Genomic DNA, 21,866 nt, shown 5'->3' with positions numbered 1-21,866 from the left:
TGCCAGTACCATTATTAATAAGCGCAGCCTGCGCGGTAGTCGCGTTCGGTGCCATTGTGAAGTTAGTGATTACGCTGTCCGCTTTCAGCGTGTTCGCGCCATTGTCCGTCACTTTAGTTGCATCGATCGTTCTTGATGTCTTGATCGTGTACGTGCCGGAATCCGTAGCGTTGGCAGTACCTGTCTTAATATCTAGTCCGCTTCCGATGGAGGAATAGATTTGATCTTTTTTGACGGAGAGTGTATGGTTCACATTATTTAGCGAGGAATTGCTTTCGAGCGTAATAGGCGTATTGCCGCTAGCTGAATTTAAGATTGCTCCAGCATCGGTAGCTGCACCGTCCAATTGCTTCGTGTTTTCTGCCGTGATCGCAATTTTATAGGCTCCGCCTGTCAGATCAACCGTCGCTCCAGCTGTTACAGAAGCATCTGTCACATTGGATAGAACCGTCGTTTCGATTTGCGCTACTGTGCTTGAAGTGACTTTGACATCATAAATGCCAATTGGCGCAGCCGCTTTCGGGTCTACTTTGACAGCGGTAATACCGGCGCCAAGCGTAGTCGTTGCCCCGCCGACAAGTGCCTTGCCATCGCCAGTAACCGCAACATCGCCGTTCAAAATTTTTCTTGTATTGAACTCAGTTGTGTTGCCGATACGGTTGATTTCGGATGAAAGCTGGTTCATTTCCTCTTGGATCGCTTCACGGTCAGTCGTGGAGTTCGTATCATTGGAGGATTGAGTAGCGAGCTCACGCATGCGCTGAAGAATGGAGTGGGTTTCGCTTAGCGCGCCTTCAGCCGTTTGAATCAGTGAAATGCCATCCTGGGAATTGCGTGTAGCCTGCTCCAAGCCGCGAATCTGGCCGCGCATTTTCTCGGAGATTGCAAGGCCGGCAGCGTCGTCTCCTGCGCGGTTGATGCGAAGGCCGGATGATAGCTTCTCCAGGTTTTTGGATGTGTTGACGCCGTTTGTACCAAGTTGACGGGATGTGTTCAGTGCTGCAATGTTGTGATTAATTCTCATTGATCATTACCTCCATGTGGTTTGGTTAGAATGCATATCCGTTTGCATTCTTTGAAGATTTAACGATGTCCTTACAGGCCGTTGCCGAATTGCGCGCTAATCCAAGCAATGAGCTGCAAGTCCATAGTCCCTATCATCCTTGACCTTCACCACTCATCCTTAAGTGGAAGGCAACGGGTTTTTTTATTGATTCTGAAGCCTCTTTTTCTCCTCAAACAACTCTCCGCGAACGATAGAAATATGTTTTGGAGCCTCAATGGCCAGGCGTAAATGCCCTTCTTCGCTTTTTACAACTTTCACCATAATGTTATTGTCGATCATTATAAATTCTCCTGGTTTTCTTCCGAGTACTAGCATTCACCCATCTCCTTAAAAGTTGGTATAAAAAAAGATGAGCAAATACGTCGTTGCCCCTCTTCATCCTGAAGAAAGACAATCGACATATTTGCTCATCCATAAGTCTCTTGATTTTTGTTCACGCAATTCGTATGAATCAATCTTAGAGAAAACCAGGCAAATCCATTATTAAATAGCAAAAAGGACGAATAAATAGGCAGGTATATACGGATCTTCATCCTGAATAAATACCATGCTTATTCACTCGTCCATGAGTGTAATCATTTGTGCTTTATAGAATATATCGGCAGCTTAACATTATTTGTTAGTGCTTTTTTTAGAATCGCAAAAAATATTTTAGTGCAGCTTCCTGATTGGAAGCAGCGGTGCTGCTCATTTATTTGCATCATGCAGTTCTCCCCGTATAATCGGAATGTCGCGCGGGGCATCAATGGCAAGACGCAAATGCCCGTCCTCGCTTCTAATTACCTTAACAATAATGCTCTCATTAATGACGATGAACTCTCCTGGTTTTCTTCCGAGTACTAACATTATCCTCGCTCCTTAATGGAATCCTATAAAGGCCATTTATGCACTTCTCTCTCTCTTGCTTTAACCATCCTAATCTTTACGCAGCAGAATGAAATCTAACGAAAGTTATAGATCGACAAAATTTTTGCAGAAATAACAAATAAAATAGAAAAATGCAGCAATGATTATGCTCAAAAATAAGAATGGATAAAGATGCTTCGATTGGGATAGCAAATTGGGACGAGGCCATAATATAACGATGAATATGATATAATCTTAGAAGTGACAAAAAGTAATCAGCCCTCTATAGGTGTCTTATAATGAAATTTGTGATAAAATGTAGACTTATAAGAGGAACGTGAACGAGGCAAAACCCATTCCGTTCGTGCCAGTATAACTGCAGCTTAAGGACGCCATTTTAAACTGTAGATGAATTGGGTATGATTGAAAGGTCTAGTCATTAAATTGCAATTATTTTGAAGGAGGATTTAAAATGGCATTGGTTTCGATGAAAGATATGTTGAACAAAGGTTTAAAAGAAGGTTACGCTGTTGGTCAATTCAACATCAACAACCTAGAGTGGACACAAGCGATTCTTGGCGCTGCTCAAGAAGAGCAATCACCAGTTATTCTTGGTGTTTCTGAAGGTGCTGCTCGTTACATGGGAGGTTTCACAGTTGTAACTGCAATCGTGAAATCACTTATTGAAGAAATGAAAATCACGGTTCCGGTTGCTATTCACCTTGACCATGGTTCAAGCTTTGAAAAATGTAAAGCAGCCATTGATGCAGGATTCACTTCTGTTATGATAGATGCTTCCCACTCCCCATTCGAAGAAAACGTAAAAACGACGCAACAAGTAGTTGCATACGCGCATGAGCGCGGCGTTTCCGTTGAAGCTGAGCTTGGAACAGTTGGCGGACAAGAGGATGATGTTATCGCTGATGGCGTTATCTATGCAGATCCACAAGAGTGCAAACAGCTTGTTGAGCTTACAGGCATTGACTGCCTTGCTCCAGCACTTGGTTCCGTACACGGTCCTTACAAAGGCGAACCAAACCTAGGCTTCAAAGAAATGGAAGAAATTTGCCAAACAATCAAGCTTCCATTGGTATTGCACGGTGGTACAGGCATTCCAACTGCTGATATTAAGAAATCAATCTCGCTTGGAACTGCAAAAATCAACGTAAACACAGAAAACCAAATCGCATTCACAAAAATTGCTCGTGAAATCTTGACTTCTGATTCAGAAGTATACGATCCACGTAAATTTTTGGCACCAGGCCGTGACGCTATCAAAGCAACAGTTGCTGGCAAAATGCGCGAGTTTGGTTCTTCCAATAAAGCGTAATAAGCAAAATGTAAAAATGGTTGGGCCGATTGCATCCTGCAATCGATCCAACCATTTTTTTATGGCTGTAAATGCTCAAAAAAAAGGAGAAACACCATTCCCTGTTCCGAATGATGTTTCTCCTTTTTCATTATTTAAAAGAAGCATATCCTTCATCAGCCATGACCACGCTGCCGTTGATCGCGCTCGCTTCATCTAAGGAGAGCAAATAAACGGAGTCGGCGACTTGCTCAGGCTGTGTTAGCTTATTTCCGATAACCTTCGCTTTCATGGAGTCGATTAGGCCTTGATCCTTATAGCCTTGAATAATAGGCGTATCAACTGCCCCCGGTGCAATGGCGACTACCCGTATGCCGTAAGGCGAAAGCTCTAAAGCAGCGGATTTCGTCATCATAATGACAGCACCCTTGGATGCATGATAAGCAAAGGTTCCTGGGGATGCTAAGAATCCAAATACAGAAGCGGTATTTATAATGACGCCTTTAATGCCCAGCTCTCTCATTTTTTTGCCTGCCGCGATAATGCCATGCGTAACCCCATGCTGGTTTACGTTGATTACGCTATGGTAATCATTTAAATTTTGATCAAGGACAGGCGTAGTCCGCCCGATGCCAGCGTTGTTGAACATAACATCGACTCTGCCATAAGCAGCGACTGCCTTCTCGATAAGCGCCTCAACATCTTCGAACTTGGATACATCGGTTTTAACAAAAATAGCTTCGCCGCCGTTAGCCCTAATGAACTTGACCGTCTCGTTGCCAGCTTCTTCGTTAAAGTCAGCGACAACAACCTGCTCCCCTTTGCTTGCGAATTTTATAGCTGTTGCTCTCCCTATTCCGCTAGCTCCGCCTGTGATAACTGCCACTTTTTTTATGCTCATGATGTATGCCTCCTAGTGAAGTGTTGTTTTCAAAGTTAGTTTAACTCTCTTTTAAGTTAAATAAAATTAAATTATAATAACTTATAGTTAAGCAGTACTTAATAAGGACGGATAACGATGAATTTAGAACAGATGGAATATATTGTGGAGGTCGCAAGCACAGGGTCATTCACCAAAGCTGCCGAGAACGCGCATGTCACTTTATCGGCCATTAGCCAATCCATTTCCTTGCTCGAAAAAGAATTAGGCCTCTCCTTGTTTACTCGATCCCGCGGTTTAGGCGCCCTCCCTACGGTGGAAGGAAAACAAATCATTAAGAAAGCAAACGAGGTATTACTGAAAGTGAACGAGCTTAAAGAAGAGGCAAAAAGCTACAGCAGCACCTTGAACGGCGAATTAAAAATAGCTTCCATACCGGGTCCGATGCATTTGCTCGTTGATGCTGTCTCTAAATTCAAGGAAGACTACCCCAATGTTAAAATAGAAATTTTCGAAAAAGGACCGAAGGAAATATTAGATGATCTGGCCAATAGCCGAATTGATATTGGATTAATTGTGTTATCGGAGCATTTTGAAGAAAAAAACGAGCATTTCTCTTTTGAGAAGCTGCTGGAAGGAAAAATGGTCGTAGGCGTAAACAAAAACTCTCCACTCGCTTTTGAAAAGAAAATTACGCCCGAGCAATTGGCTGGGCAAACGCTGGTATTATATGATGATAAGGTTCTGGTGGACGATACGAATGCCTTAATCGCAAAGCATGGAAAAGCGAATATTCTTTTTACTACGAATAATACGAAGGCGATTCAAAACGCAGTGAAGCGTGGGCTCGCTATTACTGTCGGACTGGAATACTCGTTCCGGGATGATCACTCTGAGATTGTTCCGATAGAGCTTGATATGCCGAATGCAAGCCCTGTTCACTATGGGTGGGTACTCCATAAGGGGAAGCACCCCACGCAAATATCGAAAAGGTTTATTCAAAGACTGCAATTTGAATTTTAGTTCAATCGCAAGAGGAGGCTGCGGCCGGGTGAACAAGACAGACCGATTGTTAGCTATCGTGTTGGAGCTGCAGCGCACTGAGGTTATAAGGGCTGAGGATTTGGCAGCTATATTCGAAACGAGCGTGAGGACGATCTATCGGGATATTCAGGCGCTAAGCGAAGCGGGCGTTCCGGTGGTAGGGGCTCCCGGACTTGGCTATTCCTTGATGGAAGGATATTTTCTGCCGCCAGTCAGCTTCACGGCGGAAGAAGCCGTAGCCTTGCTTATCGGAACGGATTTTATTGAGCAAAGGTTCGACGCGGACTATGGCAGCAAGGCTCAATCCTCACGCGGAAAGATTGAAGCCATCCTGCCGGAGCCGGTTAGAAGCGAAGCATCTAGGGTACGCAAAACTATGAGGCTGATCACTTCTAGAGAAGATGTCACTCGCAAGCAAGAGAAAGAGCATATATGGATGATTCGCCGAGCGATATTGGATGAGCGGAAGATCCGTTTTGGTTATTCGAAAAAAATAGCCGAGCCCGGCGGGAATCGCCAAAGTGTACGTGTCGCGGCTCCTTACGGACTCGTTTTCTCTTACGGGTCTTGGATGCTGATTGCCTATTGCGAGATGCGGCAAGAGATTCGTCATTTCCGGTTGTCGAGAATGGCGGAGCTTACCGTTCTGGAGGATAAATTCAAGCTAAAGCCTGATTTTAATTTAAAGGATTACCAGCCGGAGGATGACCGCCATATACATGTGCGCATTCATGTGAATCGCGATATTGCAGATAAAGTGAAGGAGTCGAGCAACTTTTATACGGTTGCAGAAGAAGAGCGTGCAGATGGCTTGTTTATCAGCTTCCGTGTCCGCCATCCCGAGGAGCTGCTCCATTGGGTGCTCGGCTGGGGAGCAGGCGTCGTTGTACTGGAGCCTGAGTCCTTCCGAAACCGCATTCGTGACGAAGCCGAAAAAATGTTAAAACGCTACTGACATACAGTTGTCAGTAGCGTTTTTGTATAGTCATAGCAGATGATAAATAAAGGAGCTGCTGAAGAATATGAACGCAACCGAAGCATTACGGCGATTTGAGGAAAATGTGAGCGAGTATTTGCATGAATTAGAAGGCTTCAGCATGGAACAGTTGAAGCATCAGCCAAGTGAGGACGAGTGGTCGCTTGGACAAATGTATCAGCATCTCATTAACTCGGCTCTGTATATGCAGCTTCCAAACATTGAACGCATAACCATGGCGGAAATGGAGGATGCCATTCCATCAACAGGAGAAAAAACAAAGGAGGGTAAAGCGATTTTTGAGCTGGGCAGCTTCCCCCCTATACGTATCCAAGTTCCGCCATCTCCGCAATATACGCCTAAGCAGCCGGAAAGCAAAGAGCAGCTGATCCAAGGATTAAGCACTGTGGTCCATCGTATGAAAGAGGTGCTGCCAACGCTTGAAACAGCAGATAAGCAAAGCGCGGTCGCTCATCCGCGGTTCGGCATGCTAAACGCAAACGAGTGGTTTTTGCTGATTGAAATGCATTATCGCCATCACCGTTTGCAGATGAATCGTTTGAAAGAGGCGCAGGCGTTACCCGGGATCGCTTAAGCATAAAGTGTTAGATAGGCAGCAGGGACAGAAAATAAAGCAACCTCGGTCATGGATGACCGAGGTTGCTTTAACGGTTTGCGCCTTAAGGAAGAATGTTGCCTGCCGCGCGGAAGATGCCATACCATTCTTCGCGTGTCAGGTGAATGTCGCTTGCTTTAATGCAATCCTTCAATCGGTCGATATTCATCGTGCCGATGACAGGCTGCATGTTCGCAGGATGGCGCAAAAGCCATGCGATCGCAATCGTTGTGTTGCTAACTTCATATTTGCTTGCGACTTCATCGATTTTTTCATTCAGCTCCGGGAACTTTTCGTTTCCGAGGAATACGCCCTCAAAAAATCCGTATTGGAACGGCGACCATGGCTGAATCGTAATATCGTTCAGTCTGCAATAGTCCAAAATGTTGCCGTCACGGTTAATGGCAGCATCGTTTTCCATATTTACGTTAAAGCCGTTAGAAATCATGTTGGCATTGGTGATGCTTAGCTGCAGCTGGTTCGCAACAAGCGGCTGCTTCACTGCTTTCTTCAACAGCTGGATCTGCATCGGAGTTTGATTGGAAACGCCGAAATGGCGCACTTTGCCTGAGCTCTCAAGAAGGTCAAAAGCTTCCGCAACCTCTTCCGGTTCTACAAGCGTATCTGGACGGTGCAGCAGCAGAATGTCCAAATAGTCGGTTCTGAGGCGCTTCAGGATGTTGTCTACGGAATCTAGAATATGCTCTTTGGAGAAATCGAACATGCCCGGACGAATGCCGCATTTGGATTGCAGGATGATCTTCTCACGAACGCTTGCATTCATATGAATGGCATCCGCAAAAATCTCCTCGCATTTTCCACCGCCGTATATATCCGCATGGTCGAAAAAGTTTGCCCCTTCGTCTAGCGAGGTTTGGACGAAATGCTCAGCTTCGGTCTTGTCCAGCGAATTAATTCGCATACAGCCGACAGCAATTACAGGCACCTCTAAATTGCTTGTACCTAGTTTTATTGTTCTCATGATTAAAGTCCTCCTTAGTGATTGGTTAACCTGACTTGATGGCATTGGCGCATATAGGGATGTGGTTCGACGTTTCATGTAGAGGTATTCAAGTGAAAGTATAGCGGAATAAGCGGACGAGCGTAAGTGCTGAAATTATATATAGTAAGTAAAAGAAATGTAACTACGCAATGCCAGCCCCTGCTCGACCTGTCTATTTTCTTCCTTTATCCTTCGTTTTGAGAGAGATTTAGTTTCATTTATTTTAAGTGAGATGTACCTAAACATTATTAGTGGTCGTCAGGAATTTGGAAAATGGCTTTTTACGTCTGATAAGATCATCCGGGACGGCGAAAATTAATGTGAGCTAATGCTAGCGTATACAATAGTTAAAATGTTAGTAATACGCCAAAAGAAAAGTCGTGCAGCGTTATTAGGGCTGTACGACTGAGGGTTACAAAGATTATAAGACCTAAGATGAAGACGTGATTCAAAGAACGGCTAGACATACTACTAAACGCATTGTGGGAGTTCTGTTGAAGCATTCCATTCCTTTGATGTATCAACTGATGTTGTCATTACCTTAATAAGTCCCACGCTTCCAACTGATAACCACGAATCTACTACTACCTTAGCTGTCAGTTTAACTTTATCGCCGTTAAAAGAAGGATCAGCACTAACTTCTCTTTTATTTATTGTGAAAGTTGTAAAAAGATTATCATCGTTATCTATTACTGAAACGGTCGCATTATTTACTGAAGTAAATTTCGACCATGAGTAATTTGTAGCTACTTCATAAGATAATTCAAACGATCCACCTATATTAGTTGTGTAATATAGCATCTTTAATCCAGTACAAAATGCAGACGAAGCTAGATTATTTGTTTTAAGATTATTAGAGTTTTCCTTTATTTTAATTTCAGTAGGCAATTGTTTTAATTGAGTAAGGGCTTGTTCCAATTCCCCCACAGTAACAATAACCGAATTATTTGAAGAAGCTTCTGCTTTTCTAAGCTCTCTAGGATCAATCCCTAGAGATTCAAGAACTTGGTTTACATTCTCATTACTTACAATTGTGTCCGGTGATAAAACCTCGGTTTCTCCTTTTGCACTAACTGGTAAAATTAGGGCGATTGATAGACATAGAGCAGCAAATAAACTAGTAACTCTTTTAAACATAGTATTACCTCCTTTTTTTTACTATACTACCACACATAAAACATTTTTTCCAACATTTATATTAAGTTGTTTTTATTATGAAGAGATTCCTTTTTTTGAATTTGTTATTTTCTGTTATTCGTCATTTCCCAGGTATTGGCTTAAACGTGGAGGTTAAGTATATAATGATAATTGAAAAGGAGGTGCTGTATCTAAATGGAATTTATAGAAACAGGACTAAAACTATTTGTGTTTATAATAGCTATTTCACTTTTCTTTGCTTTGGTTGGGTTCCTAGTCAAAAAATATCTAAGTGACCTCTTTCAAGGTTTTTCTAAAATAATAAAAAAAATATTTAGTTCAATTAAAGAAATTTTTAGAAAAACGGGCTGACCATATTGTCAGCCCGTTGAACCTGTTGAGAAACCTCGCTACTCTAAGCAGACGTCCTTAATTTCCATAAGCGCTTCAAGTTCTGCAAAATCAAATTTTTATGTCCACTAATGCTTAGCGTATTAAAACGTCAAATTGTTGGCGTTACCCCAAATTGAGCTCTGTTAGCAGTGTGTCACTTACATTTGGTAGCGAAACTCTATGAATATGAGAATACATATTTGATTAGAATAGTAGCATCATGAACAAAAGTTGACACCTCATGATATTTGAACAGCCCTTTTATCAATGGAATATGAAGAAAAAAAAGTTTGCAGAAGAAGCAATTGCTAGGGCAAAAGAAACTTGGAATTCCCCTTAAGAAAAAGAATATTAAAGGGATGAAATTATGAATTCATAATTTTGAATATAGTTTTCTTATGATCATTCATAGTCCATCTTCATTTTGCGTCGTAATTGGCTATAATCGCCTATATTAATTCCGTGGAACAATTCACAAAAACGGCCGCTGTTCGCATCGTTTGCGATTGGGCCGTTTTTATGTTTTCTTAGGATAGCTTAGAGTTGCTCTGATTTTCATTTTTCGAGAGGTCGGACTAATTCACAAAATAATCGATTTTGTACAGATGCTCTGCTAAGAGTTGAGTTAACGATCAGTTAATAGCTCTCTTCCTCTCGCATAACCGTCTTTGGTGGTTTTTTTGGTTACCGGCTTAATTCTTCTAACTTCTTTAAAAGATCTTTTAGTTCCTTGAATTCTTCGGAGGAACTTACATCATTTAGTGATATACCTTTATCGAGTTCTTTCTTGAAGGTGGCTATCTGAGTCTTAACTTGGTGTATGATCGAAGAATTATTATTAACGTTCGTATTCAAGCTGTACTCTTTTCCATTTTTAATTAGGATGCTATCCTTTGCGTGAGCCCGGTGGATAAGGCCGCTAATTTGGTTGGAGTTAGCTTGGAATTTTTTTGTTAATGCCTCCGCTAATTCTGCAAACTTAGCTGGTGCATTACGTTGCTTGAAAAATTCAATAAAGAAATCATTTGCAGTGGATTGAGAAATTGAAATTGTCACTATAATCACTCCCGAATAATTGTTAATTTAAATATAAGTCTAAAAATTCTATAAGTCAAGAAATTCTAGACTTTTTATTTCGAAAATTCTTTGACTTTAGAAGTTCAATTAAAAGAAAAGAGGCAGCTACATTCGTGGTTACTTTCTTAATAAAGTTTAATATAAAACGGCTTAGACAAGACCATCGTCACCGGAGGAGACTGGATATTAGTACAGTGGCATCAGGATAAGGTATGAACCTGGTACTGGACGAAGGCAGGTAGACTGGGTACTTTGGAGTTTGTTGAATTTCATTGTATAAACAAAAAAATGAGTCCCGTCTTTGAGTACTTAATTCCCATCGCTACCATCATATCGTAATCGATACGGTCTGGATAAAGTTTGAGATAATTGTTTTGATTAGAGAAGCGGGTCCTAAGGATTGCGGGGCATTGAGCAGATTAATGACGCAATTAATGAGCAAGGAAATAACAGTGGACCAAATGACAAATCGTTTGGCATTTGTCGCTCAAAGTCCTTATGATTCCTTATACGTTTATGAAGAGGACGGGCTTGTTCTGGGTACTTTAGGCTTTAGAATTAGGGAGAATATCGAGGAAGTTTCGAGATTTGGGGAAATATCGGTCATCGTTGTAGACAGGCAGGCCAAAAGAAAAGGAATCGGCAAAGTATTAATGGATTATGCGGATAAATTAGCTAAAGAGCATGAATGCAAAGGAACCTGGTTAGTATCCGGACTTACGAGGGTAGATGAAGCGCATAAATTTTATAAGGAGCTTGGTTATGAGGTAACCGGCTCTAGGTTCGTAAAGAAGCTAAGATAGCAAGGTCGCCTATATGTTCCGAGGGGTCGGATAAATCGGAGCCTAGGCAGAAGCGTGGGTAGGAGTAGGACGAGGCTGCCCTTGAAGTGATATACTTGCTTTATCCCATATAAAGAACATTGATGAATGGAGGACATGAAATCATGTCTAGCTTGCCAAATTGCCCGGAATGCAACTCGGAATATACGTATGAGGACGGAAGTCTTTTTATATGCCCGGAATGCAGCCATGAATGGAGTTTACAAGGGGAAGGCGACAATACGGAAGACAAAAAGATCGTCAAGGATGCTAATGGAAATATTTTGAACGATGGAGACACGGTATCTGTCATTAAAGATCTTAAAGTAAAAGGAAGCTCCTTGGTTATCAAGATAGGCACAAAAGTAAAAAATATTCGTTTGATCGACGGCGATCACGATATTGATTGCAAAATCGATACATTCGGAGCGATGAAATTAAAATCCGAGTTCGTGAAGAAAATATAAATACTGTCGGTGTAAGGAAAGATGTAACCTCGTTACTAAAGCTCGAATGGCGCTTAGCACATAGGCCATTACGGGCTTTTTTACGTTCCGCCGCCATCTGTTCCATATAAATAAGGTTGAAAAATGTAATCGTTTGCATTATTATGGTCATATAGTTTGTTTTATCACCGAACAAACAAACCGGATGTAGAAAGGAATGTCACATGGAGAAAAATGTTATTCCTCAGCCAACTGCGAGTTCAAACGTTTTGCAGGTCGTGCAGTTAATCCGTTCCGAGCAGCCCATAAGCAGAGCGGATATCGCAAAAAAACTAGGGATCGCCCGATCTACCGTATCTGCGATCATCGATGATTTATTAAATAAAGAAGTAGTGATAGAACAAGGCTTCGGCAGCTCCACGAAAGAGGGGGGACGGCGAGGCATTCAATTGGGCTTTAACCCAAAATCGGCTTACGGTGTCGGGGTGGACATTGGGGGAACCAAAATTTTTATCGTCATTACGGATTTGGACGGAGAAGTCGTATTTAAAGAAAAGATCAAGACCATGGCGGATATCGATGAGATTATGGCTGCCATTAATCAAGCGATTTTGAAATCTGGAGTGGATCAGCAATTAATTATTGCCATGGGTGTCGGCGTCCCCGGGATGACGAACACGGCAACGGGAGAAGTGATTGACGCCCCTGCTTTAGGATGGCAGAACGTGCCGCTGAAGGATAGGATGCAGAAGCATTTCAACTTCCCCGTTTTTATCAATAATGACGTCAGGTGTGCGGCGTTAGGGGAGCGGTGGCTAGGCTCAGGGGTCATGTCGCAAAATATGTTCTTCATCGCATTTGGAACCGGGGTTGGCTCGGCCATTATTTATAATGGACAGCTGATCGAAGGGCATAACTTCTCCTCGGGGGAGATCGGATATTTTATCGACACGGATGATGTGGAGAACGGACTGACCAATCAGCCTGGACAGTTCGGGACGTTTGAGAACAAAAACTCGGGTACGGGTCTCTCTAGGCATGGCATCGCCCCGGAGGAGCTCTTTAAGCAGTATGCGGGCAAAGACGCTAAGGCGGCAGCTATTATTGAAAGGTTTATACGGGAGGTATCGGTTGCCCTCGCCAACGTATGCAGCCTAATCAATCCTGAGAAGATCATTATCGGCGGGGGTGTCTCGGAATCGATGCCTGTCGTGCTGGATGAAATCAAAAAGAACGTACAAAACTTTACGCCTAACCATGCTTCTATCGAGTTGGCCGTTCTTGGACCGGATGCCGGCGGGCTTGGCGCTGTCGCATATGCCTTTCAAAAGCTGCAAGAAGTGAATTAATCACATTTTTACTCAGTTCATCATGAATAAGGAGCGGATTAATTATGAATATTGTTGTTTTGAATCATTACGAGGAAATGTCCCAAAAGGCAGCCGAGCAGATCATTCAAACGGTGCAAGCGAAGCCGGATGCTCTTCTTTGTTTTCCCGGCGGCGACACGCCAAGAGAAATTTTTCGGTTGCTCGTACAGGCTGTGAAGGATAACCGAGTAGATTTTAGCAAATCGACCTTCGTTGGGCTCGATGAGTGGGCAGGGCTTGGCCGTGAGGATGAAGGCAGCTGTATCCATTTCCTCTACGAGCAATTTTATAATCCGGCAGGCATTCAAGACTCGCAAGTGCATGCGTTTAACGCCAAAGAAAAAGATCTCCAAGCCGAGTGCGAGAAAATCGATGCGGTCATTAAGCGGCATGGCAGCCTCGACTTAATATTGCTGGGCATAGGAGTCAACGGGCATCTCGGCTTTAATGAGCCGGGCGCCTCCTTCGAGTCGTACTCCCATGTATCTGATTTGGATGCGGTGACGAGCACAGTCGGACAAAAATATTTTAAGGAACATCGGGTGTTATCACAAGGCATTACGCTTGGCATTAAGCATATTCTAAATGCCAAAAGCGCGATATTGATTGCGAATGGGCCCAAAAAGGCGGATGCCGTCTTTGAAGCGGTCAAAGGTCCCGTGGTCAATACGATGCCGGCAAGCGTGCTTCAGCTGCATCCGAACTCGCATCTGATTGTTGATCTTGAGGCGTATGCCAAAGTTGAGAAGTCTGAAGCGAACTAGAAAAACAAACGCCAAGCCCCTCGTGGACTTGGCGTTTGTTTAGTTGTAGAGCAGTTCTACAATAGCAGGTCGCGTTTGCGGAACAGCACGATGGCTAGACCAAACGATACCAACCCGATGAAGGAGAGAAGGATAAAGGATACAGCTAAGTTTGCATTTCCGTTAATAATTTCGCCGGGCTGGTAAAGGGAGAAGATCGAGATATTTCGCAGCCATTCGATCTTTTCGCTAAATTTGCCGATCAGATCCAAGCTAAAAAAACCAAACGTAATGAATCCGGAAATGGATAGCGCCTTCTTCTCGTCATTGGAGAGAGTGGATACGAGGAAGGAGATGCCGCCGACGGCAAAGAGCAGCAGAAATGCCGCGATATTCATCTGAATAAAAGTGAGCGTATCAAATGCATAAGCATCCCCGAGAAACCATAAGCTTCCGATAAACCCGGCAAGGGTCGTAATGGCCATAATGACAAACAGTCCGCTCGTCAGCACAGCTGCCTGCGTAAAAGCGACCTTTCCTCTTGTTGTCGGGGTAGACAAAATATAAGCCATGGAGCCTTGATCCACCAATTTCGCCATCAGCTGCGTCGATAATTGAACGCATACGATAGCGAGAATAAGCACCAGAATTAATCCGTAGTATTCTCCCGAGATGAAGGCTTCCGCGCTGCCAAAGCCGTTAAGCCCGAACGCGCGCCCGACTCCCTCCGGCATGGAATTGACCAATTCGTCGATCGCTTTCGTGTTTTTGGCAAGGCCGGGATATAACCAAAACATAAGAAGGATATAAAAGGCAGAGCCAAATGAGTAGTTCAAAAAGCTCTTCCTATTTACTTTCATCATCTGTTTATATAAGGTGACATTCATTTCATCGTCTCCTTGCGATCATAGTAATTCATGAATATATCCTCTAGGTTTTGAGTGAACATATCGATATTGCGAACCTTGTACTTTGCTGTCTCTTCCACAAATCTATCGTAATTGCCTTGGATGGCAACTTTCACCCGATTACCCTCATGTGATTCGATAAGCAAGCCTGAATGGATGAAGGACTTTGCCTCTTCATCGCTCTCGAAGGTGACCTCGAACAGCTTCCGCTGCAAGGACTGCAGCTCATGGATATCATTAACGGCAACGATGACGCCGTCCTTAATAATGGCTGCCCGGTCGCAGGTTCTCTCTATTTCGGGAAAGCTGTGCGACGACATCAGGAAGGTTTTCCCCTGAGCCTTCTCCTCCAGCACAAGCTCAATAAAAACCTTTTGCATCAGAGGGTCAAGGCCAGAGGTCGGCTCATCCAAAATGATCACTTCAGGATCATGCATGAAAGCTGCAACGATCCCGACCTTTTGCTTCATCCCCTTGGACATTTTCCGAATGGGCGTTTGGACGTCGAACTGAAGCCGGTCGATTAAGCGTGAGCGTTTGGCGTGATCTTTTATTCCCTGCATGTTAGCCATAAAGTCCAGAAACGTCTTGCCGGTCATCCCTTCAAAAAAAGAGATTTCTCCCGGCAGATATCCGACGCAGGATTGAAATTTCCCCTGTTCCCTCCAAGTGTCCAGCCCGTTCACCTGCACATTTCCTTTATCGGGCTTCATGAAGCCCATAATATGCCTGATTGTCGTTGATTTGCCCGCACCGTTTGGACCCAGAAAGCCGAAAACCTCACCTTTTTTCACCAAAAATGAAACATCGAAAATTCCTCTCCCGTTTGAAAATGTCTTCGTCAAATGTTGAACGGTTAACATGCCGGCACCTCCAGGAAATAAAGAAATGAAATATTAATATCAACATATTTCATATTTATCATATACCCGGCCTTTGGCTCCGTCAATTGTTTTATGAAATATGTTTGTGGTATTATTTCATAAAATACATAATAATCGATGGGACTCGGGTGAACGGTGATGAATGGATTTGAGAAAAGGGCTAACCTAATCAAAGAGAAGATAAAAAAAACGACGTTAGGCCTGCTGCGGACCTCAGACCCGAAGCGGATTCGGGTTGCCGATATTTCCAAGCAGGCTAACGTTTCGCAGGTCACGATCTATAATTATTTTGGCAGCAAGGAAGCTTTGCTTCGCGAAGTGATTAAAGATTATTTGGACAAGGGCACCGCTGATTTTGAGGAAGTTATGAAAAAGGGCCTTTCCTTGAGGGAGAAGATTGAATATATTATCTTTCTGGAGAAAGAAATCTATAAGGAGCTGCCGCTTGGTGTTCTCAAAGAGCTAATAAGCGAGGATCAGGAGCTAACCGCTTATATCGAAGAGCAATACAATCAGAAAGCGATCCCTTTGACGATTCAGATGATACAGGAAGGAAAGGAAAGCGGCGAAATCTCGGATCATATTTCCATTGAAAATGTCCTAGTCTTCATTCAGCTGTACATGAACCAGTATGAAACGTTGCTGGATATGGCCCAAAAAAGCGGCGATATGGATAAATTTCTTGAAGGAATGGTTCATATGTTCTTTTACGGCGTGTGTGGGAAAAGCTGAAGCCTGTGACTAGTGAGTGCTAAAAATAGGCGATTGTCACGCATGGATGACCTCGGCATACCATATAGGGATATTGATTACAATTGAATTGGAGTTGTTACAATGACAGATCCTTATGTGGAGTATACAAAACCGGGCGTTCAATATTTTTTTGACGTTAATAAAAACCGTTTAAACACAAGAAACGCTGAAAATTTTATTAATCGCCTTGGACGAGATAACTTAAACACGCTGGGCAACGTTTCCTTGCTTGATATTTATTTGAGCAGAGGGCGTGTCGTTGAGCCGCATTATCATCAAAATGCTTCAGAGCTTGTTTATTGTATTGCGGGCAAAGCTACGGTTTCCTTAATCAATCCTTTTAATAATCAACTTTCAAACATTACGATTACCCCCGGACAGGTAGCAAATATTCCGCAGGGCTGGTGGCACTGGGAAATTGCGTTAATAGATAACACTCATTTGCTCGCTATCTTCGACGCTCCTTATCCAGAGTACATTTTCGGATCGGATATCCTTACAAAAACGCCTATAGAAGTGCTTGCCCATACGTATTGCTTGAATCCGGAGCTGTTGAGAGAGACGTTGAAGCCTTTAAACAACCAAACGATTATCATTGGCCCTACGGATGAATGCGTGGCGGGAGCTGTTGGCGGCGTTCAAAAGCAGCAAAAATCGAATTTGGCACCACAGTCCAACATGGCGCCGCAGTCCAATATGGCACCGCAATCCAATATGGGCTATCACCCCAATGCTATGCCCCGTTTCCCGCAGCATCATCAAATGAATTATTATTATGGGGACCAAGATCGTTAATGGGGATACGCAGCATGTATACATGGTAAAGGCATCATGCAAAAACAGCCCTAGCTTCTCGACGAAGCTGGGGCCGTTTTTATTTGTATGGGAAAAGGATTACGCTGCCGGTTGCTTGCGTTCAGTCATGTAACAAGCTAGGCCTAGCAGGAGAGCGGCTCCGACGAGCAAGGCTCCAACCCATGGAAGAGCGTTTATCGACAAATGCGTAATAACCCAGCCTCCTATAAAAGCACCTGCGGCATTTCCGAGATTACCGGCTGAATGGCTGGAGGTAGAGGCGAGCGCTGGCGCTGCTTGTGCTAGGCTCATCACTCGTACCTGAAGTCCCGGGAATACAGCAAAAGCAGCAGCTCCCCATAGGAAAACGGTAATGACAGCCGTAATTGGGTTATGGATGGTGAAGGTGAAGAGTGTCAGGAGAACACAAATCGTGAAATAAAGTCCCAGCACGGAAGGCATTAGCTTCCAGTCCGCAAGCTTTCCTCCGACAATATTACCGATGGTCACGCCAATGCCGAAGAGAACGAGAATCCAAGTTACGTTATGCTCGGCAAAGCCTGCAACTTGTACAAGCAGCGGTGTGATGTAAGTGAATACGGCGAAAAGGCCGGCATTGCCTAATGCTCCGATTAGCAGGTATAGCAGAAGCTTTGGCTTGATGAGCGCGGAAATCTGCTGGACGATGCTCGCAGGTTTTTCTTGCCGGAGCTTAGGAATGAAGATTACGATGCCGACGAGTGCGATAACGCCCATAATGGCGATCGCGCCAAACGAGGAGCGCCATCCCATATTTTGGCCGATGAAGGTTCCGAGAGGAACACCGATAATATTCGCGATGGTTAACCCCGCCATCATGATGGATACGGCGCCGGCCCTCTTATCCGGCCGCACGAGGCTAGAGGCGATAACGGCCCCAACGCCGAAGAAGGTTCCGTGAGTTAATGCGGTAATAATGCGAGCGCCCATTAGAACGGCGTAGTTTGGAGCGATAACGGAGATTCCGTTGCCGATAATAAACAATACCATAAGCAGCAATAACAGCTTTTTCTGCGGAATTCGGTGGGTGAGGACCGTTAGGATTGGAGCGCCAATAGCGACTCCGAGGGCATACATCGTTATAAGCTGTCCTGCGGATGAAATGCTGACGTGCAAATCCTCGGCGACATTGGGCAGAAGGCCCATAATGACAAATTCAGTCATTCCAATCGCGAAGGCGCCAACGGTTAGAGATAGGATGGAAATGGGGAACGGTTCTTTAACGGCTTGCTTTCTGGTAACGCTTTGAGATAACTCCATGATGTAAGTGTCAACCTTTCTGCTGTATAGGAACAAGCACCAATCGTATGTTATGATGCTACACCGGTCAATAAGACCTGTTTCATATTATTTAGTTTTCCGGGCGTATAATCAAGCTATTTATTTTAAAGATTAGGTGAAAAGTTGTCGGCCAATTACGCTGAGCTTGGGCTATGTTAGATTTTCTTCACCGAACAAAAAAGAAGAAGACCCAATCACGGACAGGTGATTTCGTCTTCTTCTTGCTTCTCCTTATAAGGATCTATCAAAATCAACCTCTTGCAAAAATTCGATGACCTCACCGTTTGGACTATAAATGACAGCGTTTTTTACCAGCAGCGGAGGCTCGCCAAGCGAGAGCTCGCCCGGCTCTATAAAGGGCTTCGCCCCATAGGCAATGGCTTTCTGATACATCTCATCTACATGATCGACGTAAAAGGCGAAATGCAGAAGCGCCCCGTGAGCGATATCTTGTTCTGACGCAGCTCTTCTCCCTTGGGCAGGAATGACGGCATCTTGGTCAAATATTTCGATACAGGTTTTTTGGTCAGGCGAAATAAGCATCGAGGCTTCTTTGATTTGAAAGGCTGGAAGGCTCCAATGATGGCCTTTTTTAAAACCTAACGCTTCCGTATAAAACGCCACGGTTGCTTCATAATCCTTCGCTTGGATCGCCACATGCGCAAGTCCTTTTACGCTCATCTTCGATTCACTCCTCCTATATAAGCTGCCTTTATTATAGAGATAATTATGGGCTGATTACATAGTATAAATGAGGAATTAGTGGTAGAGTAGTTGCTGAATATAAGTTAATTCGAGCTAAAAAACTTACTTTATGTTACTCGTTCAGGAGGCTTCCGCCATGGATCATCAAATCGATGATATTGATAAAAAGATCATGTTATTGCTTCAGCATCATGCGCGCATATCGATTGCTCAAATCAGCAAAGAAATTTCGATGTCCCAGCCCTCTGTGAAAGAAAGAATGTTAAAGCTGGAGGACAAAAATATTATCTCCGGGTACGCGGCACAATTTAATTTGCGAAATTTAAATCGCGGCACAACCACGTTTATTTTAATCAAAACCGAGCATTGCCAAGCGTTAGTTGATTTTTGCGAGGCAGCCCGAGAAGTAACCGACCTATTTCGCATAAGCGGTGAATTTAATTATCTCATCAAAATACAAACGTCAACGGTGGAGGAGATCGCCGTATTTCAAGATTCCCTTGCCCAGATCGGTGCGTCAAAGTCGCATATTTGTATGAAAAATATATTGGAAAACAGAGTGCTGCTCTGACGCGCAGTTTCCATTCCTCTACTCCGTTTCGGGGTCCGCTCACCTAGCCCGATGAAGTTGAACCGTCTATACTAGACACAACAAACTGCAGCTTATCCGGATTTCTAATGAAATAAATATGGCGAATGGTTTCCTGCTCAACATGCAAGAGCGCGATCGTTTCCAGTTGTCCTCCCGTACGGATCACAAGTCCGGTCTGGCCATTCAAGCCTGTAATCTCCACTTGAAGGCTCATTCCATCTTGGGCGGCCTTGCGAATCAAGCCGAATAGGAACTGAGCTACGCGCTCGCGCGTTGCGACGGGCTGAATGGCGGCGAGTGCTTTGCCGCCTCCGTCGGATAGAAGGACAACATCCTCGGAGAGCAATGACAGCACGGTGCTGACGTTGCCTTGCTCAAGCGCGATGAGGAAGCGGCCGATCCATTCCTCGCCAGCTTCTTCAATCGATACCGAAGCTTCCTCAGCCATTCCCATTTTTCCTCTGGCTCTGCTCATAAGCTTGCGGCAATTCGTCTCGCCCTTGCCAATAAGCTCAGCAATATCGGCATATTCAAAGCAGAGCGCCTCGCGCAGGACAAATACGGCACGTTCAGCCGGAGTCAATCGCTCCAGCAGGACGAGCATCGCGTAAGACAGCAGATCCTTTTGGATGACCGCGCCGAGCGCATCCGCGTCTGGGGTCGGAATTGGCTCTGGAAGCCAAGGTCCGATATAAAGCTCTCGCCGTTTGCGAGCGGATTTGAGCACATCTAAGCAGCGGTTGGTCGTCATTTTGCACAAGTACGCTTTCGGATTTGCCATTTGATCAAGAGCGATGCCGTGAGCTTTCATAAACACGTCCTGCACGATATCCTCCGCGTCGGTGGCTGTTCCGGTCAATTGGTAGGCAAGCTTGAATAATAACCCCTTATACTTCGCATACAGGTCTTCCATCACGGAACCCATTCCCCCCTAAGCTCGCTGATCCTACTATTTTATCAAACTCGCCAAGTCCCACGTCCATTTTCGGATTTTCCAGCCAAGCTTTCCGGTCATCATCATTTCCAGTCCCCATTTCTGGGTCCATGCCATTCCTTGCTCAGGCCCGAGGCCGATGCAATAAAAATCCATATAGCTTTTATGGGTAGGAGCGGGGGCTCCTTGCAGATCCGCTGATATAATTTTGCCAAGCCGTGCCGCTTGGCCGGTCGCTTCCTTGCAGGTTAGGCGATCGGCTTGCCCGCTGGTTGGATCTACGATGCAAGCGCAGTCCCCAATGCTGTAGACGCCTGGTGCTCCCGTAACGCGGTAGGAAGCATCCACGATGATCTGGCCGTTCGGGGTGAGCGGCAGGCCCATGCTGCGCAGCATCGGATTGGGCATCAGTCCAAGTGACCATACACAAAGCCCGACTGGAATTACGCCGCCGCCTGACAGAGCCAGTTGCCCCTCATGCTCATGCAGAACTTTCTGACCATGAACAACGGTAACACCTCGCTCCGCCAAAGCGCGCTCCAGCTTGCGTCCCATCTTGGGCGAGCCCTCTTGAAAGAGCCGATCCTGTGCATTCAGCAGATAAATCTTCACGTCATTCGCATGGATGCCGAGCCTTGCCGCCTCCCCGCGTACGGCATGAGCCAGCTCTGCGGAGGTTTCGATGCCGCTAATGCCTGCCCCTGCCACTGCAAGGGTGAGCAAGCGCTGCCGCTCTTCTGCATTTGTCTCGTTTGCTACCTGATGCAGGTTGTTGAGCCAAGCCTCACGAATCCGTGCTGCTGCTTCGAGGCCGGTCAGCGCGATGCCGCCTTGCTCGGGAGCAGTCTGCCTAACGACGCTGCCCGCCGCCATGACGAGTATGTCATAATGAACCGCTACCTCGCTATTTGATTCATCCCGGTACAACAGCAGTTGGTCTTTCCCTTTAATCTCCGTTACTGTACCTTGGACAAATTGAACGCCTTCTGGAAAAGGCTTTTTAGCGGCAGGGTGATGTCGGCTTCCCCTGAGGCAGGCTTAAATAGCAGTACCTTGCGAAGATGGTAAGGCTGCTTATCGATAAGGACGATTCGGAGATTTTGCGCATGCGCGCCTTCACCCAGTGATTCTCGAATGGCTTTGACGGCGTTGATGCCCGCATAGCCGCCTCCAACAATCATACATGTCAATGGTTTCATCATAACCAGCTCCTCGTTGCGATTTGCCCATATAACGAGGATGGCGGTT

25 protein-coding genes and 1 pseudogene are annotated in these 21,866 nt (G+C 44.8%); 12 read left to right on the top strand and 14 right to left on the bottom strand.

Annotated features, from left to right (window positions below; translation table 11 throughout):
- Positions 1 to 667: 667 nt before the first annotated feature.
- From A7975_RS35685 to A7975_RS26620, 3 genes and pseudogenes are all read right to left on the bottom strand, one after another.
- Positions 668 to 1,024, bottom strand: a pseudogene (locus tag A7975_RS35685) (flagellin N-terminal helical domain-containing protein); the annotation flags it as partial.
- 183 nt (positions 1,025 to 1,207) lie between these two features.
- Complete coding sequence (locus A7975_RS26625) at positions 1,208 to 1,381, bottom strand: carbon storage regulator (RefSeq protein WP_053373476.1); 174 nt, start codon at positions 1,379 to 1,381, stop codon at positions 1,208 to 1,210.
- A 372-nt stretch (positions 1,382 to 1,753) separates the two neighbouring features.
- The gene (locus A7975_RS26620) at positions 1,754 to 1,912 is read right to left on the bottom strand and encodes a carbon storage regulator (RefSeq protein ID WP_053373477.1); all 159 of its coding nucleotides are present in this window, start codon (positions 1,910 to 1,912) and stop codon (positions 1,754 to 1,756) included.
- 472 nt (positions 1,913 to 2,384) lie between these two features.
- Between A7975_RS26620 and A7975_RS26615 the strand changes: the two genes are divergently transcribed.
- Complete coding sequence (locus tag A7975_RS26615; protein ID WP_053373478.1) at positions 2,385 to 3,242, top strand: class II fructose-bisphosphate aldolase; 858 nt, start codon at positions 2,385 to 2,387, stop codon at positions 3,240 to 3,242.
- A 130-nt stretch (positions 3,243 to 3,372) separates the two neighbouring features.
- Here A7975_RS26615 and A7975_RS26610 read toward each other — a convergent pair whose 3' ends face one another.
- The gene (locus tag A7975_RS26610; protein ID WP_053373479.1) at positions 3,373 to 4,122 is read right to left on the bottom strand and encodes an SDR family NAD(P)-dependent oxidoreductase; all 750 of its coding nucleotides are present in this window, start codon (positions 4,120 to 4,122) and stop codon (positions 3,373 to 3,375) included.
- A 117-nt stretch (positions 4,123 to 4,239) separates the two neighbouring features.
- Here A7975_RS26610 and A7975_RS26605 point away from each other — a divergent pair, with 117 nt between their 5' ends.
- From A7975_RS26605 to A7975_RS26595, 3 genes are all read left to right on the top strand, one after another.
- Complete coding sequence (locus A7975_RS26605; RefSeq protein WP_065387128.1) at positions 4,240 to 5,124, top strand: LysR family transcriptional regulator; 885 nt, start codon at positions 4,240 to 4,242, stop codon at positions 5,122 to 5,124.
- Positions 5,125 to 5,152: 28 nt separating this feature from the next.
- Positions 5,153 to 6,100 (top strand): helix-turn-helix transcriptional regulator, encoded by a 948-nt coding sequence (locus A7975_RS26600; RefSeq protein WP_065387127.1) that lies wholly within the window; start codon positions 5,153 to 5,155, stop codon positions 6,098 to 6,100.
- 67 nt (positions 6,101 to 6,167) lie between these two features.
- Positions 6,168 to 6,716: a DinB family protein gene (locus A7975_RS26595; RefSeq protein ID WP_065387126.1), complete on the top strand. Its 549-nt coding sequence runs from the start codon at positions 6,168 to 6,170 to the stop codon at positions 6,714 to 6,716.
- An 85-nt stretch (positions 6,717 to 6,801) separates the two neighbouring features.
- Here A7975_RS26595 and A7975_RS26590 read toward each other — a convergent pair whose 3' ends face one another.
- Together A7975_RS26590 and A7975_RS26585 are read right to left on the bottom strand one after the other, a co-directional pair.
- Positions 6,802 to 7,719, bottom strand: a complete 918-nt coding sequence (locus A7975_RS26590) for an aldo/keto reductase (protein ID WP_053373483.1) — start codon at positions 7,717 to 7,719, stop codon at positions 6,802 to 6,804.
- Between the two features lie 492 nt (positions 7,720 to 8,211).
- On the bottom strand, positions 8,212 to 8,877 hold the full coding sequence (locus A7975_RS26585) for a hypothetical protein (protein WP_065387125.1): 666 nt from the start codon (positions 8,875 to 8,877) through the stop codon (positions 8,212 to 8,214).
- Between the two features lie 195 nt (positions 8,878 to 9,072).
- Here A7975_RS26585 and A7975_RS34335 point away from each other — a divergent pair, with 195 nt between their 5' ends.
- Positions 9,073 to 9,249 carry a hypothetical protein gene (locus A7975_RS34335; protein WP_176707815.1) on the top strand — a complete coding sequence of 59 codons (177 nt, stop codon included), beginning with the start codon at positions 9,073 to 9,075 and terminating at the stop codon, positions 9,247 to 9,249.
- A 705-nt stretch (positions 9,250 to 9,954) separates the two neighbouring features.
- On the opposite strand, the gene A7975_RS26580 is transcribed toward A7975_RS34335, so the two are convergent.
- A complete protein-coding gene (locus tag A7975_RS26580) occupies positions 9,955 to 10,326 on the bottom strand; it encodes a hypothetical protein (protein WP_065387124.1) in 372 nt (123 codons plus the stop codon).
- A gap of 443 nt (positions 10,327 to 10,769) precedes the next feature.
- Here A7975_RS26580 and A7975_RS26575 point away from each other — a divergent pair, with 443 nt between their 5' ends.
- The 4 genes from A7975_RS26575 to A7975_RS26560 all read left to right on the top strand — a co-directional run bounded on the left by A7975_RS26575 (position 10,770) and on the right by A7975_RS26560 (position 13,748).
- A complete protein-coding gene (locus tag A7975_RS26575; RefSeq protein WP_065387123.1) occupies positions 10,770 to 11,150 on the top strand; it encodes a GNAT family N-acetyltransferase in 381 nt (126 codons plus the stop codon).
- Between the two features lie 143 nt (positions 11,151 to 11,293).
- Positions 11,294 to 11,635: a zinc ribbon domain-containing protein YjdM gene (locus A7975_RS26570; protein WP_053373485.1), complete on the top strand. Its 342-nt coding sequence runs from the start codon at positions 11,294 to 11,296 to the stop codon at positions 11,633 to 11,635.
- Between the two features lie 203 nt (positions 11,636 to 11,838).
- Positions 11,839 to 12,963, top strand: a complete 1,125-nt coding sequence (locus A7975_RS26565; RefSeq protein WP_065387122.1) for an ROK family transcriptional regulator — start codon at positions 11,839 to 11,841, stop codon at positions 12,961 to 12,963.
- Between the two features lie 44 nt (positions 12,964 to 13,007).
- A complete protein-coding gene (locus A7975_RS26560; protein ID WP_065387121.1) occupies positions 13,008 to 13,748 on the top strand; it encodes a glucosamine-6-phosphate deaminase in 741 nt (246 codons plus the stop codon).
- A gap of 56 nt (positions 13,749 to 13,804) precedes the next feature.
- On the opposite strand, the gene A7975_RS26555 is transcribed toward A7975_RS26560, so the two are convergent.
- Both A7975_RS26555 and A7975_RS26550 read right to left on the bottom strand, forming a co-directional pair.
- Positions 13,805 to 14,614, bottom strand: a complete 810-nt coding sequence (locus A7975_RS26555) for an ABC transporter permease subunit (protein WP_065387120.1) — start codon at positions 14,612 to 14,614, stop codon at positions 13,805 to 13,807.
- Entirely contained in the window at positions 14,611 to 15,498 is an 888-nt protein-coding gene (locus tag A7975_RS26550; protein ID WP_065387119.1) for an ABC transporter ATP-binding protein, read from the bottom strand. The genes A7975_RS26555 and A7975_RS26550 overlap by 4 nt, the downstream gene beginning before the upstream one ends.
- Positions 15,499 to 15,657: 159 nt before the next feature.
- On the opposite strand from A7975_RS26550, the gene A7975_RS26545 reads away from it, so the two are divergent.
- Both A7975_RS26545 and A7975_RS26540 read left to right on the top strand, forming a co-directional pair.
- A complete protein-coding gene (locus A7975_RS26545; RefSeq protein ID WP_053373490.1) occupies positions 15,658 to 16,251 on the top strand; it encodes a TetR/AcrR family transcriptional regulator in 594 nt (197 codons plus the stop codon).
- A 102-nt stretch (positions 16,252 to 16,353) separates the two neighbouring features.
- Positions 16,354 to 17,067 carry a cupin domain-containing protein gene (locus tag A7975_RS26540; RefSeq protein ID WP_082198473.1) on the top strand — a complete coding sequence of 238 codons (714 nt, stop codon included), beginning with the start codon at positions 16,354 to 16,356 and terminating at the stop codon, positions 17,065 to 17,067.
- A 99-nt stretch (positions 17,068 to 17,166) separates the two neighbouring features.
- On the opposite strand, the gene A7975_RS26535 is transcribed toward A7975_RS26540, so the two are convergent.
- Positions 17,167 to 18,366 carry an MFS transporter gene (locus A7975_RS26535; RefSeq protein ID WP_065387118.1) on the bottom strand — a complete coding sequence of 400 codons (1,200 nt, stop codon included), beginning with the start codon at positions 18,364 to 18,366 and terminating at the stop codon, positions 17,167 to 17,169.
- Between the two features lie 252 nt (positions 18,367 to 18,618).
- On the bottom strand, positions 18,619 to 19,068 hold the full coding sequence (locus tag A7975_RS26530; RefSeq protein WP_065387117.1) for a VOC family protein: 450 nt from the start codon (positions 19,066 to 19,068) through the stop codon (positions 18,619 to 18,621).
- Between the two features lie 160 nt (positions 19,069 to 19,228).
- On the opposite strand from A7975_RS26530, the gene A7975_RS26525 reads away from it, so the two are divergent.
- On the top strand, positions 19,229 to 19,663 hold the full coding sequence (locus tag A7975_RS26525) for an Lrp/AsnC family transcriptional regulator (RefSeq protein WP_053373493.1): 435 nt from the start codon (positions 19,229 to 19,231) through the stop codon (positions 19,661 to 19,663).
- 43 nt (positions 19,664 to 19,706) lie between these two features.
- Here the strand turns inward: A7975_RS26525 and sigJ are convergent, their stop codons facing one another.
- From sigJ to A7975_RS35535, 3 genes are read right to left on the bottom strand one after another with little or no spacing between them, the layout of a single operon-like run.
- On the bottom strand, positions 19,707 to 20,597 hold the full coding sequence (gene sigJ, locus A7975_RS26520; RefSeq protein WP_065387116.1) for an RNA polymerase sigma factor SigJ: 891 nt from the start codon (positions 20,595 to 20,597) through the stop codon (positions 19,707 to 19,709).
- 36 nt (positions 20,598 to 20,633) lie between these two features.
- Positions 20,634 to 21,569 (bottom strand): NAD(P)/FAD-dependent oxidoreductase, encoded by a 936-nt coding sequence (locus A7975_RS26515; RefSeq protein WP_369688966.1) that lies wholly within the window; start codon positions 21,567 to 21,569, stop codon positions 20,634 to 20,636.
- Between the two features lie 5 nt (positions 21,570 to 21,574).
- Positions 21,575 to 21,820 carry a hypothetical protein gene (locus A7975_RS35535; RefSeq protein WP_369688963.1) on the bottom strand — a complete coding sequence of 82 codons (246 nt, stop codon included), beginning with the start codon at positions 21,818 to 21,820 and terminating at the stop codon, positions 21,575 to 21,577.
- Between the last annotated feature and the right edge of the window lie 46 nt (positions 21,821 to 21,866).

The sequence above is a fragment of the Bacillus sp. FJAT-26390 genome (assembly GCF_001682865.1).
Taxonomy (GTDB): Bacteria; Bacillota; Bacilli; order Paenibacillales; family Paenibacillaceae; genus Pristimantibacillus.
This window is presented reverse-complemented; position numbering and strand designations above follow the sequence as displayed.